The 23780-nt window shown below is 37.7% G+C and carries 21 protein-coding genes; all 21 read left to right on the top strand.

Features of this window, described 5'->3' with window-relative positions; translation table 11 throughout:
* Positions 1 to 159 precede the first annotated feature (159 nt).
* Entirely contained in the window at positions 160 to 2694 is a 2535-nt protein-coding gene (secA, locus tag IGK21_RS09275; RefSeq protein WP_034699158.1) for a preprotein translocase subunit SecA, read from the top strand.
* A 145-nt stretch (positions 2695 to 2839) separates the two neighbouring features.
* Positions 2840 to 3938 (top strand): peptide chain release factor 2 gene (gene prfB / locus IGK21_RS09270; RefSeq protein WP_178243920.1). Its coding sequence is split into 2 segments (ribosomal slippage): positions 2840 to 2911 and positions 2913 to 3938, totalling 1098 coding nucleotides; the frame shifts between segments, so codons are not numbered across the junction.
* Positions 3939 to 4042: 104 nt separating this feature from the next.
* Entirely contained in the window at positions 4043 to 4729 is a 687-nt protein-coding gene (gene ftsE / locus IGK21_RS09265) for a cell division ATP-binding protein FtsE (RefSeq protein ID WP_010718569.1), read from the top strand.
* The gene (gene ftsX, locus IGK21_RS09260) at positions 4722 to 5606 is read left to right on the top strand and encodes a permease-like cell division protein FtsX (protein WP_278250225.1); all 885 of its coding nucleotides are present in this window, start codon (positions 4722 to 4724) and stop codon (positions 5604 to 5606) included. The genes ftsE and ftsX overlap by 8 nt, the downstream gene beginning before the upstream one ends.
* Before the next feature lie 1278 nt (positions 5607 to 6884).
* On the top strand, positions 6885 to 8333 hold the full coding sequence (cls, locus tag IGK21_RS09255) for a cardiolipin synthase (RefSeq protein WP_034699161.1): 1449 nt from the start codon (positions 6885 to 6887) through the stop codon (positions 8331 to 8333).
* Between the two features lie 349 nt (positions 8334 to 8682).
* Positions 8683 to 9537, top strand: coding sequence for a phosphate ABC transporter substrate-binding protein PstS (locus IGK21_RS09250; protein ID WP_010718566.1), 855 nt, complete (start codon positions 8683 to 8685; stop codon positions 9535 to 9537).
* Positions 9538 to 9654: 117 nt separating this feature from the next.
* A complete protein-coding gene (pstC, locus tag IGK21_RS09245) occupies positions 9655 to 10575 on the top strand; it encodes a phosphate ABC transporter permease subunit PstC (protein ID WP_010718565.1) in 921 nt (306 codons plus the stop codon).
* Positions 10575 to 11459 (top strand): phosphate ABC transporter permease PstA, encoded by an 885-nt coding sequence (gene pstA, locus IGK21_RS09240; protein ID WP_010718564.1) that lies wholly within the window; start codon positions 10575 to 10577, stop codon positions 11457 to 11459. The genes pstC and pstA overlap by 1 nt, the downstream gene beginning before the upstream one ends.
* Before the next feature lie 14 nt (positions 11460 to 11473).
* The gene (gene pstB, locus IGK21_RS09235) at positions 11474 to 12280 is read left to right on the top strand and encodes a phosphate ABC transporter ATP-binding protein PstB (protein WP_010718563.1); all 807 of its coding nucleotides are present in this window, start codon (positions 11474 to 11476) and stop codon (positions 12278 to 12280) included.
* Between the two features lie 15 nt (positions 12281 to 12295).
* A complete protein-coding gene (gene pstB / locus IGK21_RS09230) occupies positions 12296 to 13054 on the top strand; it encodes a phosphate ABC transporter ATP-binding protein PstB (RefSeq protein WP_010718562.1) in 759 nt (252 codons plus the stop codon).
* A 12-nt stretch (positions 13055 to 13066) separates the two neighbouring features.
* Positions 13067 to 13744, top strand: a complete 678-nt coding sequence (gene phoU, locus IGK21_RS09225; RefSeq protein WP_010718561.1) for a phosphate signaling complex protein PhoU — start codon at positions 13067 to 13069, stop codon at positions 13742 to 13744.
* A 256-nt stretch (positions 13745 to 14000) separates the two neighbouring features.
* Positions 14001 to 14645 (top strand): hypothetical protein, encoded by a 645-nt coding sequence (locus IGK21_RS09220; protein ID WP_034699165.1) that lies wholly within the window; start codon positions 14001 to 14003, stop codon positions 14643 to 14645.
* 241 nt (positions 14646 to 14886) lie between these two features.
* Entirely contained in the window at positions 14887 to 16458 is a 1572-nt protein-coding gene (liaX, locus tag IGK21_RS09215) for a daptomycin-sensing surface protein LiaX (protein WP_010737970.1), read from the top strand.
* A gap of 216 nt (positions 16459 to 16674) precedes the next feature.
* Entirely contained in the window at positions 16675 to 16983 is a 309-nt protein-coding gene (locus IGK21_RS09210) for a PspC domain-containing protein (protein ID WP_010718558.1), read from the top strand.
* Positions 16983 to 17333: a phage holin family protein gene (locus IGK21_RS09205; protein WP_010737969.1), complete on the top strand. Its 351-nt coding sequence runs from the start codon at positions 16983 to 16985 to the stop codon at positions 17331 to 17333. Before IGK21_RS09210 ends, IGK21_RS09205 begins: the two co-directional genes overlap by 1 nt.
* 191 nt (positions 17334 to 17524) lie before the next feature.
* On the top strand, positions 17525 to 18463 hold the full coding sequence (hprK, locus tag IGK21_RS09200) for an HPr(Ser) kinase/phosphatase (RefSeq protein WP_010718556.1): 939 nt from the start codon (positions 17525 to 17527) through the stop codon (positions 18461 to 18463).
* A gap of 14 nt (positions 18464 to 18477) precedes the next feature.
* Complete coding sequence (lgt, locus tag IGK21_RS09195; RefSeq protein ID WP_010718555.1) at positions 18478 to 19308, top strand: prolipoprotein diacylglyceryl transferase; 831 nt, start codon at positions 18478 to 18480, stop codon at positions 19306 to 19308.
* 43 nt (positions 19309 to 19351) lie between these two features.
* Positions 19352 to 20377 (top strand): NAD(P)H-dependent glycerol-3-phosphate dehydrogenase, encoded by a 1026-nt coding sequence (locus IGK21_RS09190; RefSeq protein ID WP_010737967.1) that lies wholly within the window; start codon positions 19352 to 19354, stop codon positions 20375 to 20377.
* Positions 20378 to 20391: 14 nt separating this feature from the next.
* Positions 20392 to 21330 (top strand): UTP--glucose-1-phosphate uridylyltransferase GalU, encoded by a 939-nt coding sequence (galU, locus tag IGK21_RS09185; protein ID WP_010718553.1) that lies wholly within the window; start codon positions 20392 to 20394, stop codon positions 21328 to 21330.
* Positions 21331 to 21459: 129 nt separating this feature from the next.
* Positions 21460 to 21900, top strand: a complete 441-nt coding sequence (locus IGK21_RS09180) for a DUF948 domain-containing protein (RefSeq protein WP_010718552.1) — start codon at positions 21460 to 21462, stop codon at positions 21898 to 21900.
* Between the two features lie 2 nt (positions 21901 to 21902).
* On the top strand, positions 21903 to 22499 hold the full coding sequence (locus IGK21_RS09175) for a YtxH domain-containing protein (protein ID WP_034699167.1): 597 nt from the start codon (positions 21903 to 21905) through the stop codon (positions 22497 to 22499).
* The last annotated feature ends 1281 nt before the right edge of the window (positions 22500 to 23780 follow it).

The raw sequence follows: 23780 nt of genomic DNA, 5'->3' as shown, positions 1-23780 counted from the left end.
CACAGCTTCTTTTTTGTCTACGTCAGAAATTGTGAATTAATTGTGAATATATTACATTAATTGTGTTAAGATATTTCAATTATCTAGAACTAATGATAAAATAGAAACTAGAATCTACATAATCTGGATAATATATGTAAAAAGGAGATTATACAACGCATGGCCAATTTTATTCGTTCGATTATCGAAAATGATAAAAAAGAACTAAAACGTTTAGATCGTATTGCTAAAAAAGTAGAAGATCATGCTGACGAAATGGCAGCATTAACAGATGAACAATTACAAGCAAAAACAGCTGAGTTTAAAGCTCGCTATCAAAATGGGGAAACTTTAGATCAATTATTACCGGAAGCCTTTGCGGTAGTTCGTGAAGCTGCCAAACGAGTGTTGGGACTTTATCCTTACCATGTACAATTGATGGGGGGGATCGTTCTTCACGATGGAAATATCCCAGAGATGCGTACTGGTGAAGGGAAAACTTTAACAGCAACAATGCCGGTTTATTTGAATGCATTGACGGGAGAAGGCGTTCACGTCGTTACTGTCAATGAATACCTGGCTACTCGTGACTCCTCTGAAATGGGCGAATTATACAACTTTTTAGGTTTAACAGTTGGCTTGAATATCAATTCAAAATCAGCGGACGAAAAACGAGATGCTTACAATTGTGATATTACCTATAGTACCAATAATGAATTAGGTTTCGACTATCTAAGAGACAACATGGTCGTTTATCGTCATCAAATGGTTCAAAGACCATTGAATTATGCGATTGTCGATGAAGTCGATTCGATCTTGATCGATGAAGCAAGAACACCGTTGATTATTTCAGGTCAAGCTGAAAAATCAACAGCTTTATATACAAGAACAGATAATTTTGTGAAACGTTTGAAAGAAGAAGAAGATTATAAAATCGATGTGCAATCGAAAACAATCAGCTTGACTGAAGCGGGGATCGAGAAAGCCGAAGAAACATTTGGCTTAGAAAATCTATATGATATTGAAAATACTGCCTTAACCCACCATCTGGATCAAGCATTGCGTGCCAACTATATCATGATCTTGGATATTGATTATGTGGTCCAAGATGGAAAAGTCTTGATCGTTGACCAATTTACTGGTCGTATCATGGATGGACGCCGCTATTCTGATGGATTACATCAGGCGATTGAAGCAAAAGAAGGCGTAGAGATCGAAGACGAAACGAAAACGATGGCGACAATCACGTTCCAGAACTATTTCCGAATGTATAAGAAACTGTCAGGTATGACTGGTACAGCAAAAACAGAAGAAGAAGAGTTTCGGGAAATCTATAATATTCAAGTTTGTCAAATCCCAACAAATCGTCCAGTCATTCGTGACGACCGACCTGATTTGTTATATCCAACATTGACTAGCAAGTTCCAAGCGGTGGTGCAAGACATCAAAGAACGTTACCGCAAAGGACAACCTGTTCTTGTCGGAACGGTAGCAGTAGAAACTTCAGAATTATTGTCTGATATGTTGAATCGTGAACGTATCCCACATGAAGTATTGAATGCAAAAAACCACTTCAAAGAAGCGGAAATCATCATGAATGCTGGTCAAAAAGGTGCGGTGACGATTGCAACGAATATGGCTGGACGTGGTACAGATATCAAGTTGGGACTTGGTGTCAGAGAACTAGGCGGACTAGCTGTTATCGGGACAGAACGTCATGAATCACGTCGTATCGATAACCAATTACGTGGTAGGGCTGGACGTCAAGGAGACCCAGGGATGTCTCAATTCTATCTTTCATTGGAAGATGATCTGATGAAACGATTTGGTTCTGAACGGATCAAAGCATTCTTAGATCGCATGAAAATCGGTGAAGAGGATGCAGTGATCCAAAGTAAGATGCTGACAAAACAAGTGGAATCAGCACAAAAACGTGTCGAAGGAAATAACTACGATACTCGTAAAAATGTCTTACAATACGATGATGTAATGCGAGAACAACGCGAAGTTATCTACAAACAACGTCAAGAAGTCATCATGGAAGAAACAAGTTTGTCTAAACCAATGATGAATATGATCAAACGTACGATCAGTCGGGTAGTAGATGCGCACACACAACTAGAAAAAGACAACTGGAACCTTGAAGGAATCGTTGATTTTGCGGGTAGTACATTAGTCCATGAAGACAGTATCTCGATCGATGATCTTAAAGGGAAAGAACCGCAACAGATCAAAGAATATTTAAATGAGTTAGCACAAGAAGTATTTAATACGAAAGCTAACCAGCTCAACGGACCTGAACAATTACTAGAATTTGAAAAAGTAGTCATTCTACGAGTAGTGGATTCGAAATGGACCGATCATATCGATGCTATGGATCAATTACGCCAATCAATCGGTCTTAGAGCATATGGACAAAACAATCCATTGGTTGAGTATCAAACAGAAGGATACAAGATGTTTGAAGAGATGGTTGGAGCGATTGAATATGAAGTGACTCGTCTCTTTATGAAAGCTGAGATTCGTCAAAATGTTCAACGGGAGCAAGTGTCAACCGGCGAAGCAGTTCAACCAACTACCGGTGATGCAAAAGAAAATAGCAACACAAGTGCCAAAAAACAACCGGTTCACGTGAACAAAGTAGGCAGAAATGATCCTTGTCCATGTGGTAGCGGGAAAAAATATAAAAACTGTCATGGAAAAGATGAGAACTAATTTTTGACAGCTAGCAGATAAGATTGGTGAGATCGGTTCTTTTTGATTAAGAATCGACTCACCTTCTTTCTGTTATGAAGCGTTTCTGTTAAACTAAAGTGGTTGAATAAAACATAAAATAATGTAGATAGAAAGAGGGAAGTTTATGGAGATTTCAGAAATCCGTAACTTATTAGCTGAGATGGAAGAAAAGGTCACAAGTTTCAGGAGGTCTCTTTGACTTAGATCGGTTGGAAGAAGACATCGCTGAAGCTGAAGCCAAAATGGCAGAGCCTGGTTTTTGGGATGATAGCGAAGCAGCACAAAAAGTGATCAATGAAAACAACACAAATAAAGAAACGTATGATCAATTCAATGCGTTAGCTGAAGAATTAGAAGAGTTAGCCCTAATGGTAGAAATGTTGCAAGAGGAACCAGATGCACAAATGCAACAAGAAGCTGAAGACAGAATCCAACTATTAGACGAAAAAATGAAGACTTATGAATTAGCCATGCTTTTAGATGGTCCATATGATCGCAACCATGCAATCGTCGAACTTCATCCTGGAGCAGGGGGTACAGAATCCCAAGACTGGGGAAGTATGTTGTTACGCATGTATACACGTTGGGCAGAACAACATGGCTACCAAGTGGAAACATTGGATTACCAAGCAGGGGATGAAGCAGGAATAAAAAGTGTGACTTTACTGATCAAAGGGCATAATGCATATGGCTATTTAAAATCGGAAAAAGGTGTCCACCGTCTTGTTCGGATCTCCCCATTTGATTCAGCCAAACGGCGCCACACTTCGTTTTGTTCGGTCGATGTGATGCCAGAACTAGATGAAACGATTGATGTTGCGATCAACCCAGATGACTTGAAGATCGATACGTACCGAGCAAGCGGTGCCGGAGGACAACATATCAATAAAACAGAGTCTGCCGTTCGGATCACTCATCTTCCAACAGGAACGGTCGTAGCTAGTCAAGCGCAGCGTTCACAATTAAAAAACCGAGAACAAGCAATGAGCATGTTGAAAGCGAAATTGTATCAACTTGAGGTTGAAAAGAAAGAACAAGAAGCTGCAGCATTGCGTGGGGAGCAAAAAGAAATTGGTTGGGGTTCACAAATTCGTTCCTATGTCTTCCATCCATATTCAATGGTAAAAGATCACCGGACAAACGTAGAAACTGGTAATGTTCAAGCTGTAATGGATGGCGATTTAGACTTATTTATTGACGGATATTTAAAAATGCACCTCTAAATAGTTGACTTTAATTGAAATAAAATTGTAAGATTTTGAAAGCAAGATGAAACATTACCATGCTATAATGGTGAGAGACTGAGAAAAGATATGGAGAGAACGCCATGATTGAAATGAAGGATGTCATGAAAAAGTACTCAAATGGTACGACTGCAATCCGAAATTTATCGGTTGTTATCGATCAAGGAGAGTTCGTTTATGTAGTTGGTCCATCAGGGGCTGGGAAATCTACATTCATCAAATTGATGTATCGAGAAGAAAAAGCGTCAAAAGGAACCTTAAATGTTGCTGGTCATGATTTAATGGCAATCAAAAACAAAGATGTTCCTTACTTACGCAGAGAAATCGGGGTAGTTTTCCAAGACTACAAACTATTGCCGAGAAAAACAGTTTACGAAAATGTCGCTTATGCGATGCAAGTAATCGGTAGAAAACCACGAGATATCAAAAAACGTGTGATGGAAGTGTTAGATCTTGTTGGATTGAAACATAAAGTGCGTGTTTTTCCAAGTGAGCTATCTGGTGGGGAACAGCAACGGGTATCGATTGCCCGTGCAATCGTAAATACGCCGAAAGTATTGATTGCTGACGAACCTACAGGAAATCTAGATCCGGAGAATTCTTGGGAGATCATGAAGTTATTGGACCGAATCAATGCTCAAGGGACAACGGTCGTTATGGCAACCCATAACAGTACGATCGTGAATACAATTCGTCATCGAGTGATCGCCATCGAAAATGGACGAATCATACGTGACCAAGCGGAAGGGGAATATGGATACGATGATTAGAACCTTTTTCCGACATTTATTAGAGAGTATCAAGAGTTTAAAGCGTAACGGCTGGATGACTGTCGCTTCAGTGAGTGCCGTGACGATCACATTAACATTAGTTGGGGTGTTCATGGCTGTGATCATGAATGCAACGAAACTAGCCGAAGATATCGAAGGCAACGTAGATGTTTCTGTTTTCGTTGATATTGGCACGAATGAAAAAGATATGAAGACTCTTGAAAAACAATTAAAAGAGATTGATCACGTCAAAAGTGTCAAATTCTCAAGTAAAGACCAAGAGTTGAAAAAGATCCAGGATGCTATGGGGAATTCATGGAGTTTATTTGAAGGAGATAACAACCCGTTATATGATGTTTATGTCGTTCAAACGTCAGAACCTTCTTATACGAAACAAGTATCTCAAGAAGCCGGAAAATTAGCGAATGTTTCTCGCGCGGATTACGGTGGAACGTCTTCAGATAAAATTCTTAAGCTTGCAGGAACTGTTCGAACATGGGGCTTAGCTGCAGCAGCATTATTATTGTTTATTGCAATGTTTTTGATTTCAAATACAATCAGAATCACGATCTTATCTCGCCAAAAAGAAATTCAAATCATGCGATTAGTTGGTGCCAAAAACGGCTACATTCGTTGGCCATTCTTTTTAGAAGGTGGCTGGATTGGTTTGATCGGTGCAATTATTCCGGTATTGCTGATTACATTTGGGTACCAAGAAGTATTCCGAATGCTTAACCCTTCATTATTGCGCTCCCACTATTCCTTGATCCAACCACAGGATATCGTGTGGAAAATCAACGCTTTGATGGCTGGGATCGGAATCATTATCGGTTCATTAGGATCAATTATTTCGATGAGAAGATTCTTGAAGTTTTAATTCATTTCCATCGTTTCACCATATGAAAGGATGGGACGAGTTGTTTCAAGAAGATCCAACAACTTTAAAGTTTAAATGGATGATTCAATGAATCAGCAGACAGAAATTCATTTTTCTGTCTGCTTTTTTAGTTGAGATTGGGACAAAACTCGTCTCAGTCTCTTCTAGTATCTCTAAAAACGAATAAACGGCGTTCAAGAAGCAACTCCTCAACAATAAGCGATGATTTTCTAAAATATGAGGAGCTCTTTTAAAAAATCCTCTCTTATTCGCTCGGAGCTAAACGCTTCTTTCACGACCTCTTGCTAAACGGTGTTCAAACATCAGCTCCTTGAAATAAGCCTGAATTTTTCAAAACATGAGAAGCTGTTTCAAAAAATTCTTTCTTATTGTCATCAGAGCTACCCGATGTTTTCACGACCTCTGATTCACGGTGTTCAAGAAGCAACTCCTCAACAATAAGCGATGATTTTCTAAAATATGAGGAGCTATTTTAAAAAATCCTCTCTTATTTGCTCGGAGCTAAACGCTTCTTTCACGACCTCTTGCTAAACGGTGTTCAAACATCAGCTCCTTGAAATAAGCCTGAATTTTTCAAAACATGAGAAGCTGTTTCAAAAAATTCTTTCTTATTGTCATCAGAGCTGCCCGATGTTTTCACGACCTCTGATTCACGGTGTTCAAGAAGCAACTCCTCAACAATAAGCGATGATTTTCTAAAATATGAGGAGCTATTTTAAAAAATCCTCTCTTATTTGCTCGGAGCTAAACGCTTCTTTCACGACCTCTTGCTAAACGGTGTTCAAACATCAGCTCCTTGAAATAAGCCTGAATTTTTCAAAACATGAGAAGCTGTTTCAAAAAATTCTTTCTTATTGTCATCAGAGCTGCCCGATGTTTTCACGACCTCTGATTCATGGTGAGACAAAAGCAGCATCTTCGGAAAATTTGCCGAAATTTACCAAAAATTTGAGAAGCACCAAGTAGGTAACAATCAACATCAAAAACTAGTTTTTGTGTTTCTTGTCAATTTTCGGAAATTCCTTCTTATTTCTTGATGCTAAACACTTTTGTCTCAATCTCTTTGTAAAACGCTATCATTTTTTGTCTCATAATATAAAATAAAAAAATAATATCAAGTAATGATCAATAGGGGTCATATTGGTTCAGCAGTAGGTATTTTAATTCATTGAGATCATTATCTGTCTGATACTTTCACTTTACTTTAAAAAACATCTCGGCTATTCTTAAGTAGGTGTAAAAGTGAAGAGGTGAGCCATGAGAGTAGTTGTTGATAATTTTTTTACGATCATCTTAATTGCGAATATCTTATTATCAATTGTCATTGTTTTTCGTGAACGAAAAGAAACCGCTCAGACATGGGCATGGTTGTTAGTATTAATGTTTATTCCGATTGTCGGTTTTCTTTTATATATCTTTTTTGGCAGAGGTATTTCACAAGACAAGATCTTTGATTTGAAGATTCAAGGGAAAATCGGGAAGAACTTGGAAATTGAAGAAGACAAACAAGCCTTGATGCGAGGACTTTATCCGCATCCACCAACAGGACAAGTTGATGTCAAGCAACTAATCTATATGCTGACAGTGTTTGAAAGTACATTGTACACAACTGGAAATGAAGTGACTTTATTTACGGATGGACGAGAAAAATTTGATGCATTGATTGAAGACATTAAGCAGGCAAAAGATCATATCCATCTACAATATTATATTTATCGGGGCGATGCTCTGGGTAAGGAAGTGCGTGACGCGCTGACTGAAGCAGCTCAAAGAGGGGTCAAAGTCCGAGTATTATTAGATGCTTGGGGGTCTACCCAAGTAAATGCAAAATTTTTCCACGAATTACAGGTAGCTGGTGGTGAAGTCGCTTTTTTCTTTCCACTATTTGTCCCTTATATCAATCCACGAATCAATTATCGAAACCATCGTAAAATCGTTGTCATTGATGGGAAAATTGGTTATACTGGTGGATTCAATGTAGGAAACGAATATTTAGGAGAAGTTTCAAAGTTTGGTTATTGGCGAGACAATCATTTGCGAATCTATGGGGAAGCAGTTTATACGCTACAAAATCGTTTTTTGATGGATTGGAACTCGCAGCACGTGAAAGAAGTCAGCTATGCACCAAAATTTTTCCCAAAAATTGATTCTGTAGGCACTTTAGCACTTCAAATCGTCACAAGTGGCCCAGATTCTGAGCATGAACAAATCAAATTGACTTATTTAAAAATGATTTCATTAGCAAAAAAAGAAATATTGATTCAAACGCCTTACTATATCCCAGATGAATCCATTCATGAAGCATTGAAATTAGCCTTGCTTTCTGGTGTCAAAGTTCAGATTCAGATTCCCAATAAACCTGATCATCCGTTAGTCTATTGGGCAACTTATTCTTTTGCAGCAGAACTAATCGAATATGGTGCAGTGATCAAAACCTATGAAAATGGGTTTATCCATGCTAAGACCATGATCATTGACAGTGGAATAGTTTCAATTGGTTCAGCAAATATTGATGTCCGTTCATTCAAATTAGACTTTGAAGTGAATGCGTTGATCTATGATGAAGGAATGGCGACTCACGTAAGAAAAGCTTTCTTTGCTGATTCAAGAAAGTCACAACTGTTAACCAAAGAACGCTATGAAAATCGAGGATTTATCATCAAATTAAAAGAAGGTTTGGCACGATTGATCTCGCCATTATTATAATTGCTACTTCCAGCTAATCAAAAAGGACATGAGGGAGGCGTCTAAGACGTCAGCTCATGTCCTTTTTCTGTCGGGGCCATTTCTGTAAACTGTCAGAAATGGAGAAAGCGTCTCACAGGAACAAAACTAACTTTGGGGTACTTCTTGTTTTTGGGGAAAGCAAGAAATAAGTTAGATAATGTTTGATAAAGAGACACATTTCAAAGCCAGTATAGCATAGAATAACCTAATGAGATAGTGTTTTTTTATTAATAATCATTATTTTTGTTATTTTATAATTTTAATTCGTTTTCAAGTATTTTGTTAAATGTTAAAATGAACTTACTTTAGGACTGAAGGAGATTTCTAAATGAAAAAATTAAAATTACTTTTACCAATAATAGGATTAACTATTCTTTTATCAGGTTGTTCAAAATGGATCGATCGAGGAGAATCCATTACAGCTGTCGGGTCTTCCGCATTGCAACCATTAGTTGAAACAGTCGCTGAATCTTTTCAGGCTGCAAACCCTGGGAAATTCATCAATGTCCAAGGTGGAGGAAGTGGAACTGGATTATCTCAAGTCCAATCTGGAGCAGTAGATATCGGGAATTCTGATTTATTTGCGGAGGAAAAATCTGGAATCGATGCATCTGCTTTAGTTGATCATCGAGTGGCTGTAGTTGGGATCACACCGATCGTTAACAAGGAAGTGGGCGTTAAAGACATCTCAATGGAAAACTTACGGAAGTTATTTACGGGTGAAATCACCAACTGGAAAGAACTTGGCGGGAAAGACCAACCAGTGGTTATTTTAAATCGTGCATCAGGAAGTGGGACACGTAGTACTTTTGAAAAATGGGTCCTTGATGGAGAAACGGCGATTCGTGCGCAAGAACAAGATTCAAGCGGAATGGTGCGACAAATCGTTGCAGATACTCCAGGAGCAATTAGTTATGTCGCTTTCTCATATGTAACCAACGATGTGGCTACTTTGAGTATTGATGGTGTAGAGCCAACCGATGACAACGTTACGACCAATAAATGGATCATTTGGGCTTATGAACATATGTATACAAAAAATCAACCAAAACAGTTAACGAAAGAGTTTTTAAACTACATGCTATCAGAAGAAGTTCAAAATAATATCGTAGGTGAATTAGGTTATATTCCGGTTTCACGTATGCAAGTAGAACGTGATTGGGAAGGAAATATTGTAAAATAATCATCTTTACACAATCTTTACAAACTTCGCATAAATTTTACATGTTATTAAACTCAAATTGATGTTCGCTTTGTACACTGTATAAGTATGTTAAACCTTACTGGGGGGGAATCATCTGTGGAAGATGTGAAAAAAGTATTATTAACAAAATCAAAACGTTCAAAAATGGAGCAGCGTGGTAAATTCATCAGCTTCTTATGTATCGCCTTGATCGTTCTAGTAGTAGTAGCCATTTTTTATTTTGTTGCAAGTAAAGGATTAGCGACCTTTTTCGTTGATAAGATCAACGTATTTGATTTCTTGTTTGGAACGAATTGGAATCCTGGACAAATTGGTGCAGATGGTAAACCGATGGTCGGGGCATTACCAATGATCGCTGGTTCGTTTATCGTTACTTTTTTATCTGCGATCATCGCGACACCTTTTGCCATCGGTGCAGCGGTCTTCATGACAGAGATATCTCCAAAAAATGGCACAAAAATCTTGCAACCAGTCATTGAACTATTAGTTGGCATTCCATCTGTTGTTTATGGTTTTATTGGATTATCAGTCATCGTACCATTTATCCGAAACATTTTTGGCGGAACTGGTTTTGGTATTTTAGCTGGGACATTTGTTTTGTTTGTCATGATCTTACCAACTGTGACGACTATGACAGTCGATGCCTTAAAAGCTGTGCCGCGTCATTATCGTGAAGCATCATTAGCTTTAGGAGCTACACGTTGGCAAACGATCTATAAAGTCGTTTTACGAGCTGCTGTACCGGGAATCTTGACAGCCGTTGTATTTGGTATGGCACGTGCATTTGGTGAAGCATTAGCGATCCAAATGGTCATCGGGAATGCTGCCTTGATGCCAACAGGATTAACAACTCCTGCTTCAACATTGACGTCGATTTTAACAATGGGGATCGGAAATACGATCATGGGAACAATTGAAAACAACGTGTTATGGTCATTAGCTTTGATCTTGCTATTGATGTCATTAATCTTTAATATCGTGATCCGAATGATTGGTAAGAAAGGGGCATTGAAATAATGAACGCAAAACGCTCTGATAAAATCGCAACAGGAGTCCTTTATGCAATATCGGGAATTATTGTATTGATCTTAGCTGCGTTACTTTTATATATTTTAGTTCGAGGAATTCCTCATATCTCTTGGTCATTTTTAACTGAACCATCAAAAGCCTATCAAGTAGGTGGCGGAATCGGTATCCAATTATTTAACTCGATTTATTTATTATTGATCACGATGATCATTAGTTTTCCGCTTTCTTTAGGAGCCGGTATTTACCTTTCTGAATATGCTGGTAAAAACTGGTTGACGGATGTTATCCGTACTTCAATTGAAATATTAAGCTCATTACCATCTGTAGTTGTTGGTTTGTTTGGCTTTTTAGTTTTTGTTATCCAATTCCAGTATGGCTTCTCCATTATCTCTGGGGCACTAGCTTTAACAGTTTTTAACTTACCTCTATTGACGAGAACGGTAGAAGAATCTTTACAAGCGGTGCATTACACACAGCGTGAGGCAGGGCTTGCATTAGGTTTGTCACGTTGGGAAACAGTGATTCGTGTAGTTGTACCTGAGGCAACTCCAGGGATTTTAACAGGAGTCATTTTAAGCTCAGGGAGAATTTTTGGGGAAGCAGCAGCTTTGATCTATACAGCTGGGCAAAGCGCGCCTGCACTTGATTTCTCAAACTGGAATCCATTGAGTGTCTCTAGTCCAATCAGTATTTTCCGTCAAGCTGAAACACTAGCTGTTCATATTTGGAAAATCAATACGGAAGGAACGATGCCAGATGGTGTATCAGTATCTGCTGGAGCATCAGCGGTCTTAATTATCGCAGTATTACTATTCAATTTTGGTGCTCGTGCGATTGGTAAACGTTTATACCGGAAAATGACTTCAGCTTAAGGAGAAGAAGTAAGATGAAAGAATATAATTGGAATGAAAGAAATATCATCACAATGGGTCAAGAAAAAGAAATTGCCCTTTATACAGATGATCTTCATGTTTGGTACGGTGACAACGAAGCAATCAAAGGTGTTGATCTGGAATTTGAAAAGAATAAGATCACAGCTTTAATCGGTCCTTCTGGCTGTGGTAAGTCAACTTATTTACGTTCGTTGAATCGGATGAATGATGGGATCGCAAATACTAAGGTGACTGGTAAAATCATGTACAAAGATGTCGATATCAATGCGCCACAAATTGATGTCTATGAAATGCGTAAGCGAATCGGAATGGTTTTCCAACGACCAAATCCATTTAGTAAATCAATCTATGAAAATATCACGTTTGCATTGAAGCAACATGGCGAAAAGAACAAGAAGAAATTAGATGAGATCGTTGAGACCAGCTTGAAACAAGCAGCATTATGGGATCAAGTAAAAGATAGCCTGGATAAAAGTGCTTTAGCCTTGTCAGGTGGTCAACAACAACGTTTATGTATTGCACGTGCGATTGCGATGAAACCGGATATCTTGTTATTAGATGAACCAGCCAGCGCACTTGATCCGATTTCTACTGGGACAGTGGAAGAAACATTAGTGAATCTAAAAGATGATTACACGATCATCATAGTGACCCATAACATGCAACAAGCAGCTCGTATCAGTGACTACACTGCCTTTTTCTACTTAGGAAAAGCGATCGAATACGATAAAACGAATAAGATATTTACTAGACCAAAAATTAAAGCGACCGAAGATTATGTATCGGGTCATTTTGGGTAAGACGGAGGATTCGTTATGACAAAAGAAATTATCTCATCAAAAGATCTTCACTTATATTATGGAAAAAAAGAAGCGTTAAAAGGAATCGATCTAAGCTTCAATCAAGGCGAAATCACAGCGATGATTGGTCCTTCTGGCTGTGGTAAATCAACTTATCTACGCTCATTGAATCGAATGAATGATTTGATACCGAGTGTGACGATCACTGGAAGTGTCCTGTATAAAGGAAAAGATATCTATGGCCCTAAAACGGACATTGTTGAATTGCGTAAAGAAATCGGAATGGTCTTCCAACAACCAAATCCTTTTCCCTTTTCGATTTACGAAAATGTGATCTATGGGTTAAAACTAAAAGGCGAAAAAGATAAAAAAGTCCTTGATCAAGTAGTCGAAGAAAGTTTAAAGGCTGCATCTGTGTGGGATGATGTCAAAGACAAACTGCATAAAAGTGCCTTATCCTTATCAGGTGGTCAACAACAACGGGTATGCATTGCAAGAGTGTTAGCCGTCAATCCAGAAATTATTTTGTTAGATGAGCCAACTAGTGCGCTTGATCCTGTTTCTACTGGGAAAATTGAAAGCATGCTCTTGGAATTAAAGGAAAGATATACTATGATTATAGTTACGCATAATATGTCACAAGCTTCACGGATTTCTGATAAAACAGCCTTTTTCTTAGATGGGAATTTAATTGAGTTCAATGATACGAAAAAAATCTTTATGACTCCAGAAAAACAAGAAACGGAAGACTATATCTCAGGGCGATTTGGATAAGGAGGAAACGAAATGTTACGTACACAGTTTGAAGAAGAACTACTTAACCTTCATAATCAATTTTATGAGATGGGGATGATGGTAAGTAGTGCAGTGCACAAATCAGTTCGTTCTTATATCAAACATGATAAAGCACTTGCACAAGAAGTGATCGAAAATGATATTAAAATCAACGACATGGAAACACGTTTAGAGAAAAAAAGTTTTGAAATGATTGCTTTGCAACAACCAGTGACTACAGACTTACGGATGATTATTACCGTGATGAAAGCTAGTTCTGATTTGGAACGAATGGCAGATCATGCGGTTTCAGTTGCCAAATCAACGATCCGTGTGAAAGGTCAAACCAGAATCCCAGAGATCGAAAAAGAAATCTCTGATATGTCTGATTATGTCAAAAAAATGGTGGACAATGTGTTGGTTGCTTACGTCAAAACGGATGAAAAAGATGCTCGAACGATCGCAAATATGGATCAACGGGTCAATGATTATTTCAATCGCATCTACAATGCAACGATCAAAAATATGCAGTCTGATCCAGAAACAGTCATCAGTGGGACAGATTATCTAAATGTTGCCAGCTACTTAGAACGGATTGGCGATTATGTAACGAATATTTGTGAATGGATCGTGTATCTAGCTACAGGAAAAATCACCGAATTAAACTCAAATCATAACGAAATTTTCTAACTCTTGAAGATTGGAAAGTAACGATCAACGTGTGAGTTATGAGAAATAAGCCGAAAAATTCCTAAATAGGAAATATCCTAGGAATTCTTCGGTTTTTTTGTAACTTGAAGACTTAGAGTGAATATTGCTGACTTCTCTGAGAGAAAAAGGTCAAGACTAATTGTCATTTGTATAATCGAAATTCAGCGACTAGTCTTTGTTTTTTCAACTCGTTCAATTATAATAAGAGCATAGAGATGAAAAGGAGTGAAAGAAGATGAAATTTGTTGAGCAAGATTTTGCTTATTATGAGCGGACAATCAAAAGAATGTATCAAAGTTATTATTGGAAGCGAATTCTAATCTTAGCATTCGTACTCGTGATTGTTCTGGCTTATACAGGCATCTTTCAGGAACATTTGCTTTATAATGTTTTACTGATGATAATCATTGCTGGGGGAGGTATTTATCTTTATCTGCAAAAACAAAAATTTCCAGAGGTCTATCAAAAATATCTAGAGATAAATCAACCAGAAGCAAAAATCGTTAAGATCCAAGAAGCAGAGTATAGCTATAATGATCTTGAAGACAAGAGTGTCAGGATTAACAAAACTGGTATGCGTAATTTGCCGTCAAGGAATAAACAGTATACATTGATGGTTGGATTCTCCAAGTCCTTTTTTCCGCGTGAACCACTTCAAATTGTTTATTATGATATGCTTGAACTAACCTATGAAGAAAAGTTTCGTTTGAAGCGAAACGGCTATCATTCAATGCCACGTTTTTTGCGTCGGTTTACATTTAGTAATTTAAAAGAAAGCATTGGTAATATGGGACGTTTTATTGTCGGAAATATATTTTTACTAGTTATCCTGTTTCGTGTTATACGCTATTTATGGTCATTTATCCAATTGCTTTTTTAATATCTATAATATTCATACATAATTCATAAAAAATTAGAAAACAATATTTCTTGCCATAAAAAGGGAAAGAAATATTGTTTTTAAAGCATTATTGGCTGGTTCAATGGGAAGTAAATCGTTCAGTAACTCAAGTTGGAGAAAAAGTTACAACTTAAGTCCTATGACTTTTTCTTCCATTCCGTGCATAATATGAATGTAAGGAAAAGCTTGCAAACTATATTTGCTTAAGGAGGCAATTTCCATGAAAGAAAGAGAACGTATTTTAGACTTAGTTAAAAAAGGGATCCTTTCCACTGAAGAGGGCTTAGATTTATTAGAAAGCATGGCAACTGAGAAAGATGAAAAGCAAATCGCAAAAGAAGCAGATAAAGTAACTGCTAGTCATAAAGAAAAAGATCAAGCAACTCAATTGATCGATGAATTGGAAAATGGCACATCAGAAGAAATCCATTTTAATGCCGATCCAAAACAAAATGAAAAAGAAGATCAAGAAAATTTGGAACGTATCTTAGATGAGTTAGCAACACAAGCCAATCAAACGTCGGCTCATTTAGACGAAGTGAATGAAAAGTTAGCACAAAATAAAGCGGCACGCAATGACAAACAGGAAACATTGATGCAGCTGAATACCAAAGAAGAATTGGATGAACTAACAGAAGATGAGCTTCTCCAAAGAAAGACTCTTGAATCTGAGATCAAGGAATTAGAAGCTGCGAGTGAACAATTAACAGAAGAACAATTGAAACTAGAAGCAGAATTAAAAGATATTCGCAAAAACCAATGGACAGAAAAGAAAGAAACAATTGCTGATAAATTTGAGTTACCAGATGACTGGAAAGAACAAGCCAACGATACATTGAACCAAGTTGGAGAAAAAATGTCTGAAGCTGGTTCTCAGCTAGGCAAGTTTTTGCGGAAGACATTCCAAACGGTATCGGAAACAGTCAATGAAAACATGGAATGGAAAGATGTCAATCTCCGTGTACCAGGTATCGCAACGACAAAATTTGAACACGAATTTTATTATGAAGCACCTGCAGCAAGTATTCTTGATATCAAAGCTGCAAACGGAAATGTCACATTGAAAACTTGGGAAAGTGAAGACGTGAAAGTTGAAGCTAAAATCAAATTATACGGTAAAATGAATGCAGAACCATTCGAGGCATTCTTAGAACGTAGTCAAATTGAAGTCAATGATGAGCATGTCTCATTCCAAATCCCAAATAAACGTGTACGTGCGGATCTAGTCTTTTATTTACCAAAACGAGTATATGACCATACAGCAATCAAATTGTTAAATGGGAATATTACGATTAACGACTTAGAAGGTAAAGATGTGTACACCAAATCGACAAATGGAAATATCGTCATTCAAAAATTACAAGCAACCATGCTTGAAATTGAAGGCGTTAATGGGAATATCGATGTTCAATCAGGTGCAATCTTAGATTCAATCATCGAAACAGTGAATGGTACGGTCACTGTAGGAACAACCCCTGAAAATCTTTCCGTTTCTCTCGTTAATGGGGATGTACGGTTGACAATGAAAGAAGAACATTTGAAAAAAATTGAAGCAAGTTCAGTCAATGGCAATGTCAAAGTAGCTTTACCAACAGGAATTGGCATGGAAGGTAATGCGAAAACAAGTTTAGGCAGCATCAACAGCCGCCTGACTGATTATGAAGTAATCCGTGAAAAAAAAGAACGGACCAATCAATTACTACAGTTCCGTCGTCTCTCTGAAAATGAGGTAGCTAGAATCCAATTATCGACTACGACTGGTAGTATTTATTTAAAAGATACGGATCAATAAAGTAATCAACCGGTGAGTTAGCTTATTCTAACAATCGAAAGCAGGATTGATAAGTGGGATGTACGTTCACTATTAGACGATGATACTTGGTCATTCGTTCCTTTAACGAGGAAAAGCAAAAATCTTTGGAGAAAAAGTGTAGTGAGAATGAACAGTTTATCTATTGTCACACTCTTTTTCTTCCATTAAAATGAATAGAACAGAGGTGAAAGTAAAATGAAAAGAAAATTGACAAAATCAAATAAAAATATTGTTTTGACTGGTACATTAGCTGGGATTGCAGAATATCTTGGAATTGATCCAACGGTAGTTCGTGTGATCTATGTATTCCTAAGCTTAGTGGCATTTGGAAGTCCAGTTATCTTATATATTTTATTGGCTTTGCTCATCCCTTCTGGACGAAACAAACAGACTCGTTATGGGCATGAAAACCAATATTATCAAAATAATAATTATCATCATGAACAAACAAAAAAACGTAAAGAGGCGGAAAAGGTCAATGATGACGAATGGAGTGACTTCTAATGTCTTATCTTCAGCGCCTCATCGTGAATACGTTGACGTTCATCTCTCTGGCAGTGATTTTTCCGACGATGATTTATGTAGATAGTATTTGGACAGCTATTTTAGCAAGTTTCGTATTGTCTATCTTGAATATGTTCATTAAACCTATTCTAACAATTTTATCACTACCATTCACTTTAGTGACACTGGGCTTGTTCACATTTGTCATCAATGCGGCAATCTTGAAGATGACTTCCTTTTTTGTTGGAGCATCTAATTTTAATTTTGCTTCCTTTGGATCAGCTTTTTTGATTGCTGTGATCATGTCAGTGGTGAATATGATTGTCAGTGAACACAATAGTAGAAGGTAAACGTGAACAATCGATAATGACTAAAAGGGTACATCCATGGGAAATGTCTTAAATTCCCTGGTTGTACCTTTTTGCTTTGTTTTATAAAAAAAGTGAATTTAAAATAAAAACGTTTTTTTTATTTGGTAGTACTTTTTGTCAGACAATGATAAAATGGGAAGGAACACTCTAATAGAAATGAGGTAGCACGAATGGCAGAAGTTGTAAAAGTAAGCCAATTAGTAGAAAAATTATCATTAGAAATAGTGACTGGTGATGAAAAGAGTTTGGAGCGTGTTATCGTAACTGGTGACATCTCAAGACCTGGTTTAGAATTGACCGGTTATTTTAATTATTATTCACATGATCGTTTACAATTATTTGGGAGCAAAGAGATTAGCTTTGCTGAACGGATGATGCCGGAAGAAAGACTGATGATCATGAGAAGATTGTGCAGTGAGGATATGCCAGCATTCATTATTTCTCGGGGGCTTCCAGCTTCTGAAGAAATGATTCAAGCAGCCAACGAATACGGTATGGCTGTCTTACGTTCACCAATCTCCACATCCCGTTTGCTTGGAGAATTATCTAGTTATTTAGATGGTCGTTTAGCTCCTAGAACGAGCGTTCATGGTGTGCTAGTCGATGTTTATGGGTTAGGTGTACTCATTCAAGGGGATAGCGGAATTGGTAAGAGTGAAACCGCATTAGAATTAATCAAACGTGGTCATCGCCTAATTGCTGATGACCGAGTAGATGTTTATCAACAAGATGAACTGACAGTCATTGGTGAACCACCAAAAATCTTAGAACACTTGATAGAGATCAGAGGGATCGGAATCATTGATGTCATGAACTTGTTTGGAGCAAGTGCTGTCCGTGGTTCAATGCAAGTGCAGTTAGCCGTTTATTTAGAAGCCTGGGCGAAGGACAAAAAATATGATCGACTAGGTTCTGAAGATACTTCTGTGGAAATTGCAGAAGTGGGGATTCCACAAATCAAAATACCTGTCAAAACTGGACGAAACGTGGCCATCATCATCGAAGTGGCAGCAATGAATTTCCGAGCAAAAACGATGGGATTTGATGCAACAAAAACGTTTGAAGAAAGATTAAGTCGTCTGATCGAAGAAAATTCAGGGGCACAATAGCAAGGAGTGGAAACATGATAGCGCAAATCGATCGGGTAGCGTTCAATCTTTTAGGAATACCAATTTATTGGTATGCTTTGATCATTGTATCGGGAATAATTATAGCCATGTGGCTAAGTAGCCGTGAAGCCGTACGAGTTGGCTTAAAATCTGAGGATGTCACTGATTTTATGTTGTGGGGATTGCCACTTTCAATTATTGGCGCACGGTTGTACTATATTTTATTTGATTTACCACAATATATAGCTGATCCTATTCAAATATTCAATATCCGTTCTGGCGGGTTAGCTATTTATGGTGGATTGATCGCAGGTGCCATTACTTTATATTTCTTTACCAAATACCACTTTATTTCCATGTGGACATTTTTAGATATTGCCGCACCAAGTGTCCTACTCGCTCAAGCAATTGGGCGTTGGGGAAATTTTATGAATCATGAAGCTTATGGCCCTGTCACGACGAGAATCTTTTTAGAAAATCTTCATATCCCAAGATTCATAATTGATAATATGTACATTGAAGGTTTTTATCGTCAACCTACCTTTTTATATGAATCCGTTTGGAGTTTGATTGGCTTTATCCTACTCCTATTTTTAAGAAACAAAAAGCATTTACTGAAAAAAGGAGAAGTTTTACTTGTTTATGTGATGTGGTACAGCTTCGGGCGCTTTTTTATCGAAGGATTACGGACAGATAGTTTATACTTCTTAGGTGTTATTCGTATCTCCCAATTGTTGTCAGCCTTTTTATTCGTTGGAACAATTATTCTGTTTATCTGGCGTAGAAAAAAAGGAAATCTACCAGATTACGATCGCACTTTTGGTAAAAATCAAATGATTATCTAATTTACAGAGCTAAAAAAATGAAAAAAATAGCAGGAGTGGTAAAATGAAATATAGGGTGGCAGTCTTAGGAGCTGGCTCATGGGGGACAGCTCTTGCGCAAGTTCTTGCTGAAAATGGACATGATGTTCGCCTATGGGGACATCGTCAATCGCAAATAGACGAGATCAACCAACAACACACCAATCAAAAATATTTACCCGACTATCATTTGTCAATGTCAATCCGTGGTTTTAGTGAGTTGGAACAGGCAGTTCAAGATATTGATGCCTTGTTATTCGTGATTCCGACACGAGCCATTCGCTCTGTAGCACAAGAGGTGGTCACTAAATTGAATACCAAGCCTGTAATCATCCATGCAAGCAAGGGTCTAGAACAGGAAACACACAAACGGATCTCAGAAATTCTTTTAGAAGAGATCCCGAGTGACAAACGTCAATCCATTGCTGTTTTATCTGGTCCGAGTCACGCAGAAGAAGTAGCAAATCATGACATTACTACGATCACAGCTGCTAGCACAGATCAAAAAACAGCTTCCTTTGTCCAAAAGTTATTCATGAATCATTATTTTAGGATTTATACCAACCCTGATGTGATTGGGGTTGAAATGGGGGCTGCATTGAAAAATATTATTGCTCTTGGTGCAGGAGCAATCCACGGATTAGGTTTCGGGGATAATGCAAAAGCTGCTATTATGACTAGAGGTTTAGCTGAAATCAGTCGTTTAGGTGTTGCCATGGGTGCCAACCCATTGACTTTTATTGGTCTTAGTGGTGTGGGCGATTTGATCGTTACTTGTACTAGTATCCATTCGCGAAATTGGCGAGCGGGCAATTTGTTAGGTAAAGGGCATGAACTGTCAGAAGTATTGGAAAATATGGGGATGGTTGTGGAAGGTGTCCATACGACAAAAGCCGCAAAAGAACTTGCTCAGCAAGTAGGTGTAGACATGCCAATCACTCAAACAATTTATGAAGTACTTTATGAAAATAAAAATGTACAAATTGCGGCAAGAGAAATCATGTTGCGAGATGGAAAAAAAGAAAATGAATTTTCACGATTAATTTTTTAGAGGAGAGATGACAAATGAAAGTAAAAAAGGCAGTTATTCCAGCAGCAGGTTTAGGAACAAGATTTTTACCTGCAACAAAAGCGATGGCAAAAGAAATGCTTCCAATCGTTGACAAACCAACGATTCAATTTATCGTAGAAGAAGCACTTAAATCAGGGATCGAAGACATTTTGATCGTCACTGGGAAAGCAAAACGACCAATCGAAGACCATTTTGATTCAAATATCGAGTTAGAAACGAATTTGAGTGAAAAAGGGAAAACAGAATTATTGAAGTTGGTTGAAGAAACAACTGATGTAAATCTACACTTCATTCGTCAATCTCATCCAAAAGGGTTAGGACATGCTGTATTACAAGCCCGTGCTTTTATCGGTAATGAACCTTTTGTTGTGATGTTAGGTGATGATATCATGGAAGATGAAGTACCTTTGACACAACAATTGATTGATGACTATGAGCGGACACATGCATCAACAATCGCAGTGATGGAAGTGCCACAAAAAGATACGTCTAAATACGGAATTATTAATCCTGGTGAAGAATTAGAAGAAGGATTGTTCAATGTTAAAAACTTCGTTGAAAAACCAGACCCAAGTAAAGCACCAAGTAATTTAGCTATTATTGGACGCTATTTATTAACTCCTGAAATCTTTGATGTTTTGGCAGAACAACAACCAGGTGCTGGGAATGAGATCCAACTGACAGATGCGATTGATACATTGAATAAAACACAACGAGTATTTGCTCGTAACTTTACAGGCAAACGCTATGATGTTGGTGACAAGTTTGGTTTCATGAAAACCAGTATCGAATACGGCTTGACTCATCCAGAAGTCGGCGAACCATTAAAAGAATATATCAAAGAGCTAGGGAAACAATTAGAAGCTGATCAAACGATGGTACCAAAAAAAGACAACAAAAAAATTGAATCAAAAGATGAGCTGAAAAAATAAATTTTTTAGCAATGAAAGCTTCAACTGCTCTTATCCAAAAAAAGTAGTTGAAGCTTTGCTATTTTTTATTTGTTTAAAAAATGCGAAAATGCTATGCTTATAGAAAGAGTATCAGAAGGGAGTTCGAGTATGACAGGCGGAGAAATTGCTGGGCTGATTGCGGCCATCGCATTTGCAGTCCTCGTTGTTTTTATCATAAGAGTATTGTTACAATTATCAAAAACATTAGAAAAAGTGGATCAAACAGTGGCAGAAGCAAATACGACGATTGAAGTCGTCACCAAAGATGTCGATCTTTTGTCAAGGCAGGTGGAAGGTTTACTAGTCAAAAGTAATGAATTGCTTTTAGACATCAATGGGAAAGTAGAAACGATTGATCCATTATTTACAGCTATCGCAGATTTAAGTGAAAGCGTGTCAGAATTGAATACATCAAGTAAAAATATCGTAACCAAAGTTGGTGGGATTGGGCGTACAACAGCTAAAGCTACCGTGGCTGGAAAAGTTGGTGGCACAGCTTTAAAGTTTTTCAAAAATAAAAAACATACAGAAAAGACTGGAGGAATTTAATTATGGCAAAAAAAGGTGGATTTTTACTAGGAGCAGTTATTGGTGGGACAGCAGCAGCAGTCGCAGCATTATTATTAGCACCAAAGTCAGGAAAAGAACTACGCGATGAACTTGCTGCACAAGCAGATGATTTACTTGATATGGCTTCAGACTACACGGATATGGCAAAAGAAAAATCAGCGACATTAACAGACATCGCAAAAGAAAAAGCGCAAGATCTATCCCAACAAGCTGGTGACTTAGCTGGTAGCGTGAAAAATAAAGTCAATCATTCTGCAAATGATGTCGAAGATGAGTCTGAAGACATTTTATTAACATTAAAAGAACAATCAGAAGATCTTTCTCATCGCTTCAAGAAATCAGCAGATGAGCTTAAAAAGCCAGTCGGACAAATGAATGAAACAGTTAAAGATGCATCTGAAGATATGATGATCAATGCGAAAGATGCTGCAGGTGAAGCTGGACAAACAGTCAAAGAAGGCATTGCTGAAGCAAAACCAGTCGCAAAAGATGCGCAAGCAATGGCAGATATGGCTAAAGAAGATGTCAAAGCTAAAAAAGAAGATTTAAAAGATACATTTACTGATAATGGAAAATAGGCAATTTCTATTTTTTGTAAATAATCAATAGATGCTATCTCGATTTTGGTTAATCGAACGGAATAAGTGATGAATATCAAAGCTAGCAAAGTTTCCTAGCTTTGATATTTTTTTGTTTGATAATTACTAGAATAATACATAATGTAAACGTCTAATTTGCGTAATCACTTGATAGCATGCTTATCACCATGAGAGTGAAGACACTATAAAAGAACCAGAATGATCAGAAGAATTCGTAAAATCTATTGGTAACCAGAGCTCTTTGGTATGAATGGGTCAACAACAATTAGTGAGGTTGAAGATAAGAAAAAAATGAGTCTAGGACTAACAGTCGCCCTTAGACTCATTAATAGATGTAGAAGTGATAAACGGCGTTCAAAGAGCTGATCTTCGGTGATAAGTCAAAAAATCTCAAAACATGGGAAGCTGTTTCGAGATTTTCATCCTTACTGCTCCTACGATTACTCGTCGCAGTTTTTACTTGGTGAGCGCTCAGATCAAGTCGCTCTTCTCACGACCTCTGATCCACGGCGTTCAAGAAGCAACTCCTCAACAATAAACGATAATTTTCTAAAATATGAGAAGCTATTTTAAAAAATCATCGCTTATTCGTTCGGAGTTAACCGCTTCTTTCACAGCCTCTTGCTTAAACGGTGTTCAAGCATCAGCTCCTTGAAATAAGCCTGAATTTTTCAAAATAAGAGAAGCTATTTTAAAAAATTCTTTCTTATTGTCATCGGAGCTCCCCGATGCTTTCACAACCTCTGATTCACGGTGTTCAAAGAGCTGATCTTCGGCGATAAGTCAAAAAATCTCAAAACATGGGAAGCTGTTTCGAGATTTTCATCCTTACTGCTCCTGTGATTACTCGTCGCAGGTTTTACTTGGTGAGCGCTCAGATCAAGTCGCTCTTCTCACAACCTCTGATCCACGGCGTTCAAGAAGCAACTCCTCAACAATAAACGATAATTTTCTAAAATATGAGAAGCTATTTTAAAAAATCATCGCTTATTCGTTCGGAGTTAACCGCTTCTTTCACGACCTAATCCACGGTGTTCAAAGAGCTGATCTTCGGCGATAAGTCAAAAAATCTCAAAACATGGGAAGCTGTTTCGAGATTTTCATCCTTACTGCTCCTGCGATTACTCGTCGCAGTTTTTACTTGGTGAGCGCTCAGATCAAGTCGCTCTTCTCACGACCTCTGATCCACGGCGTTCAAGAAGCAACTCCTCAACAATAAACGATAATTTTCTAAAATATGAGAAGCTATTTTAAAAAATC

Source organism: Enterococcus sp. DIV1421a, from assembly GCF_051711025.1.
Classification (GTDB): Bacteria; Bacillota; Bacilli; order Lactobacillales; family Enterococcaceae; genus Enterococcus_B; species Enterococcus_B hirae.
This window is presented reverse-complemented; position numbering and strand designations above follow the sequence as displayed.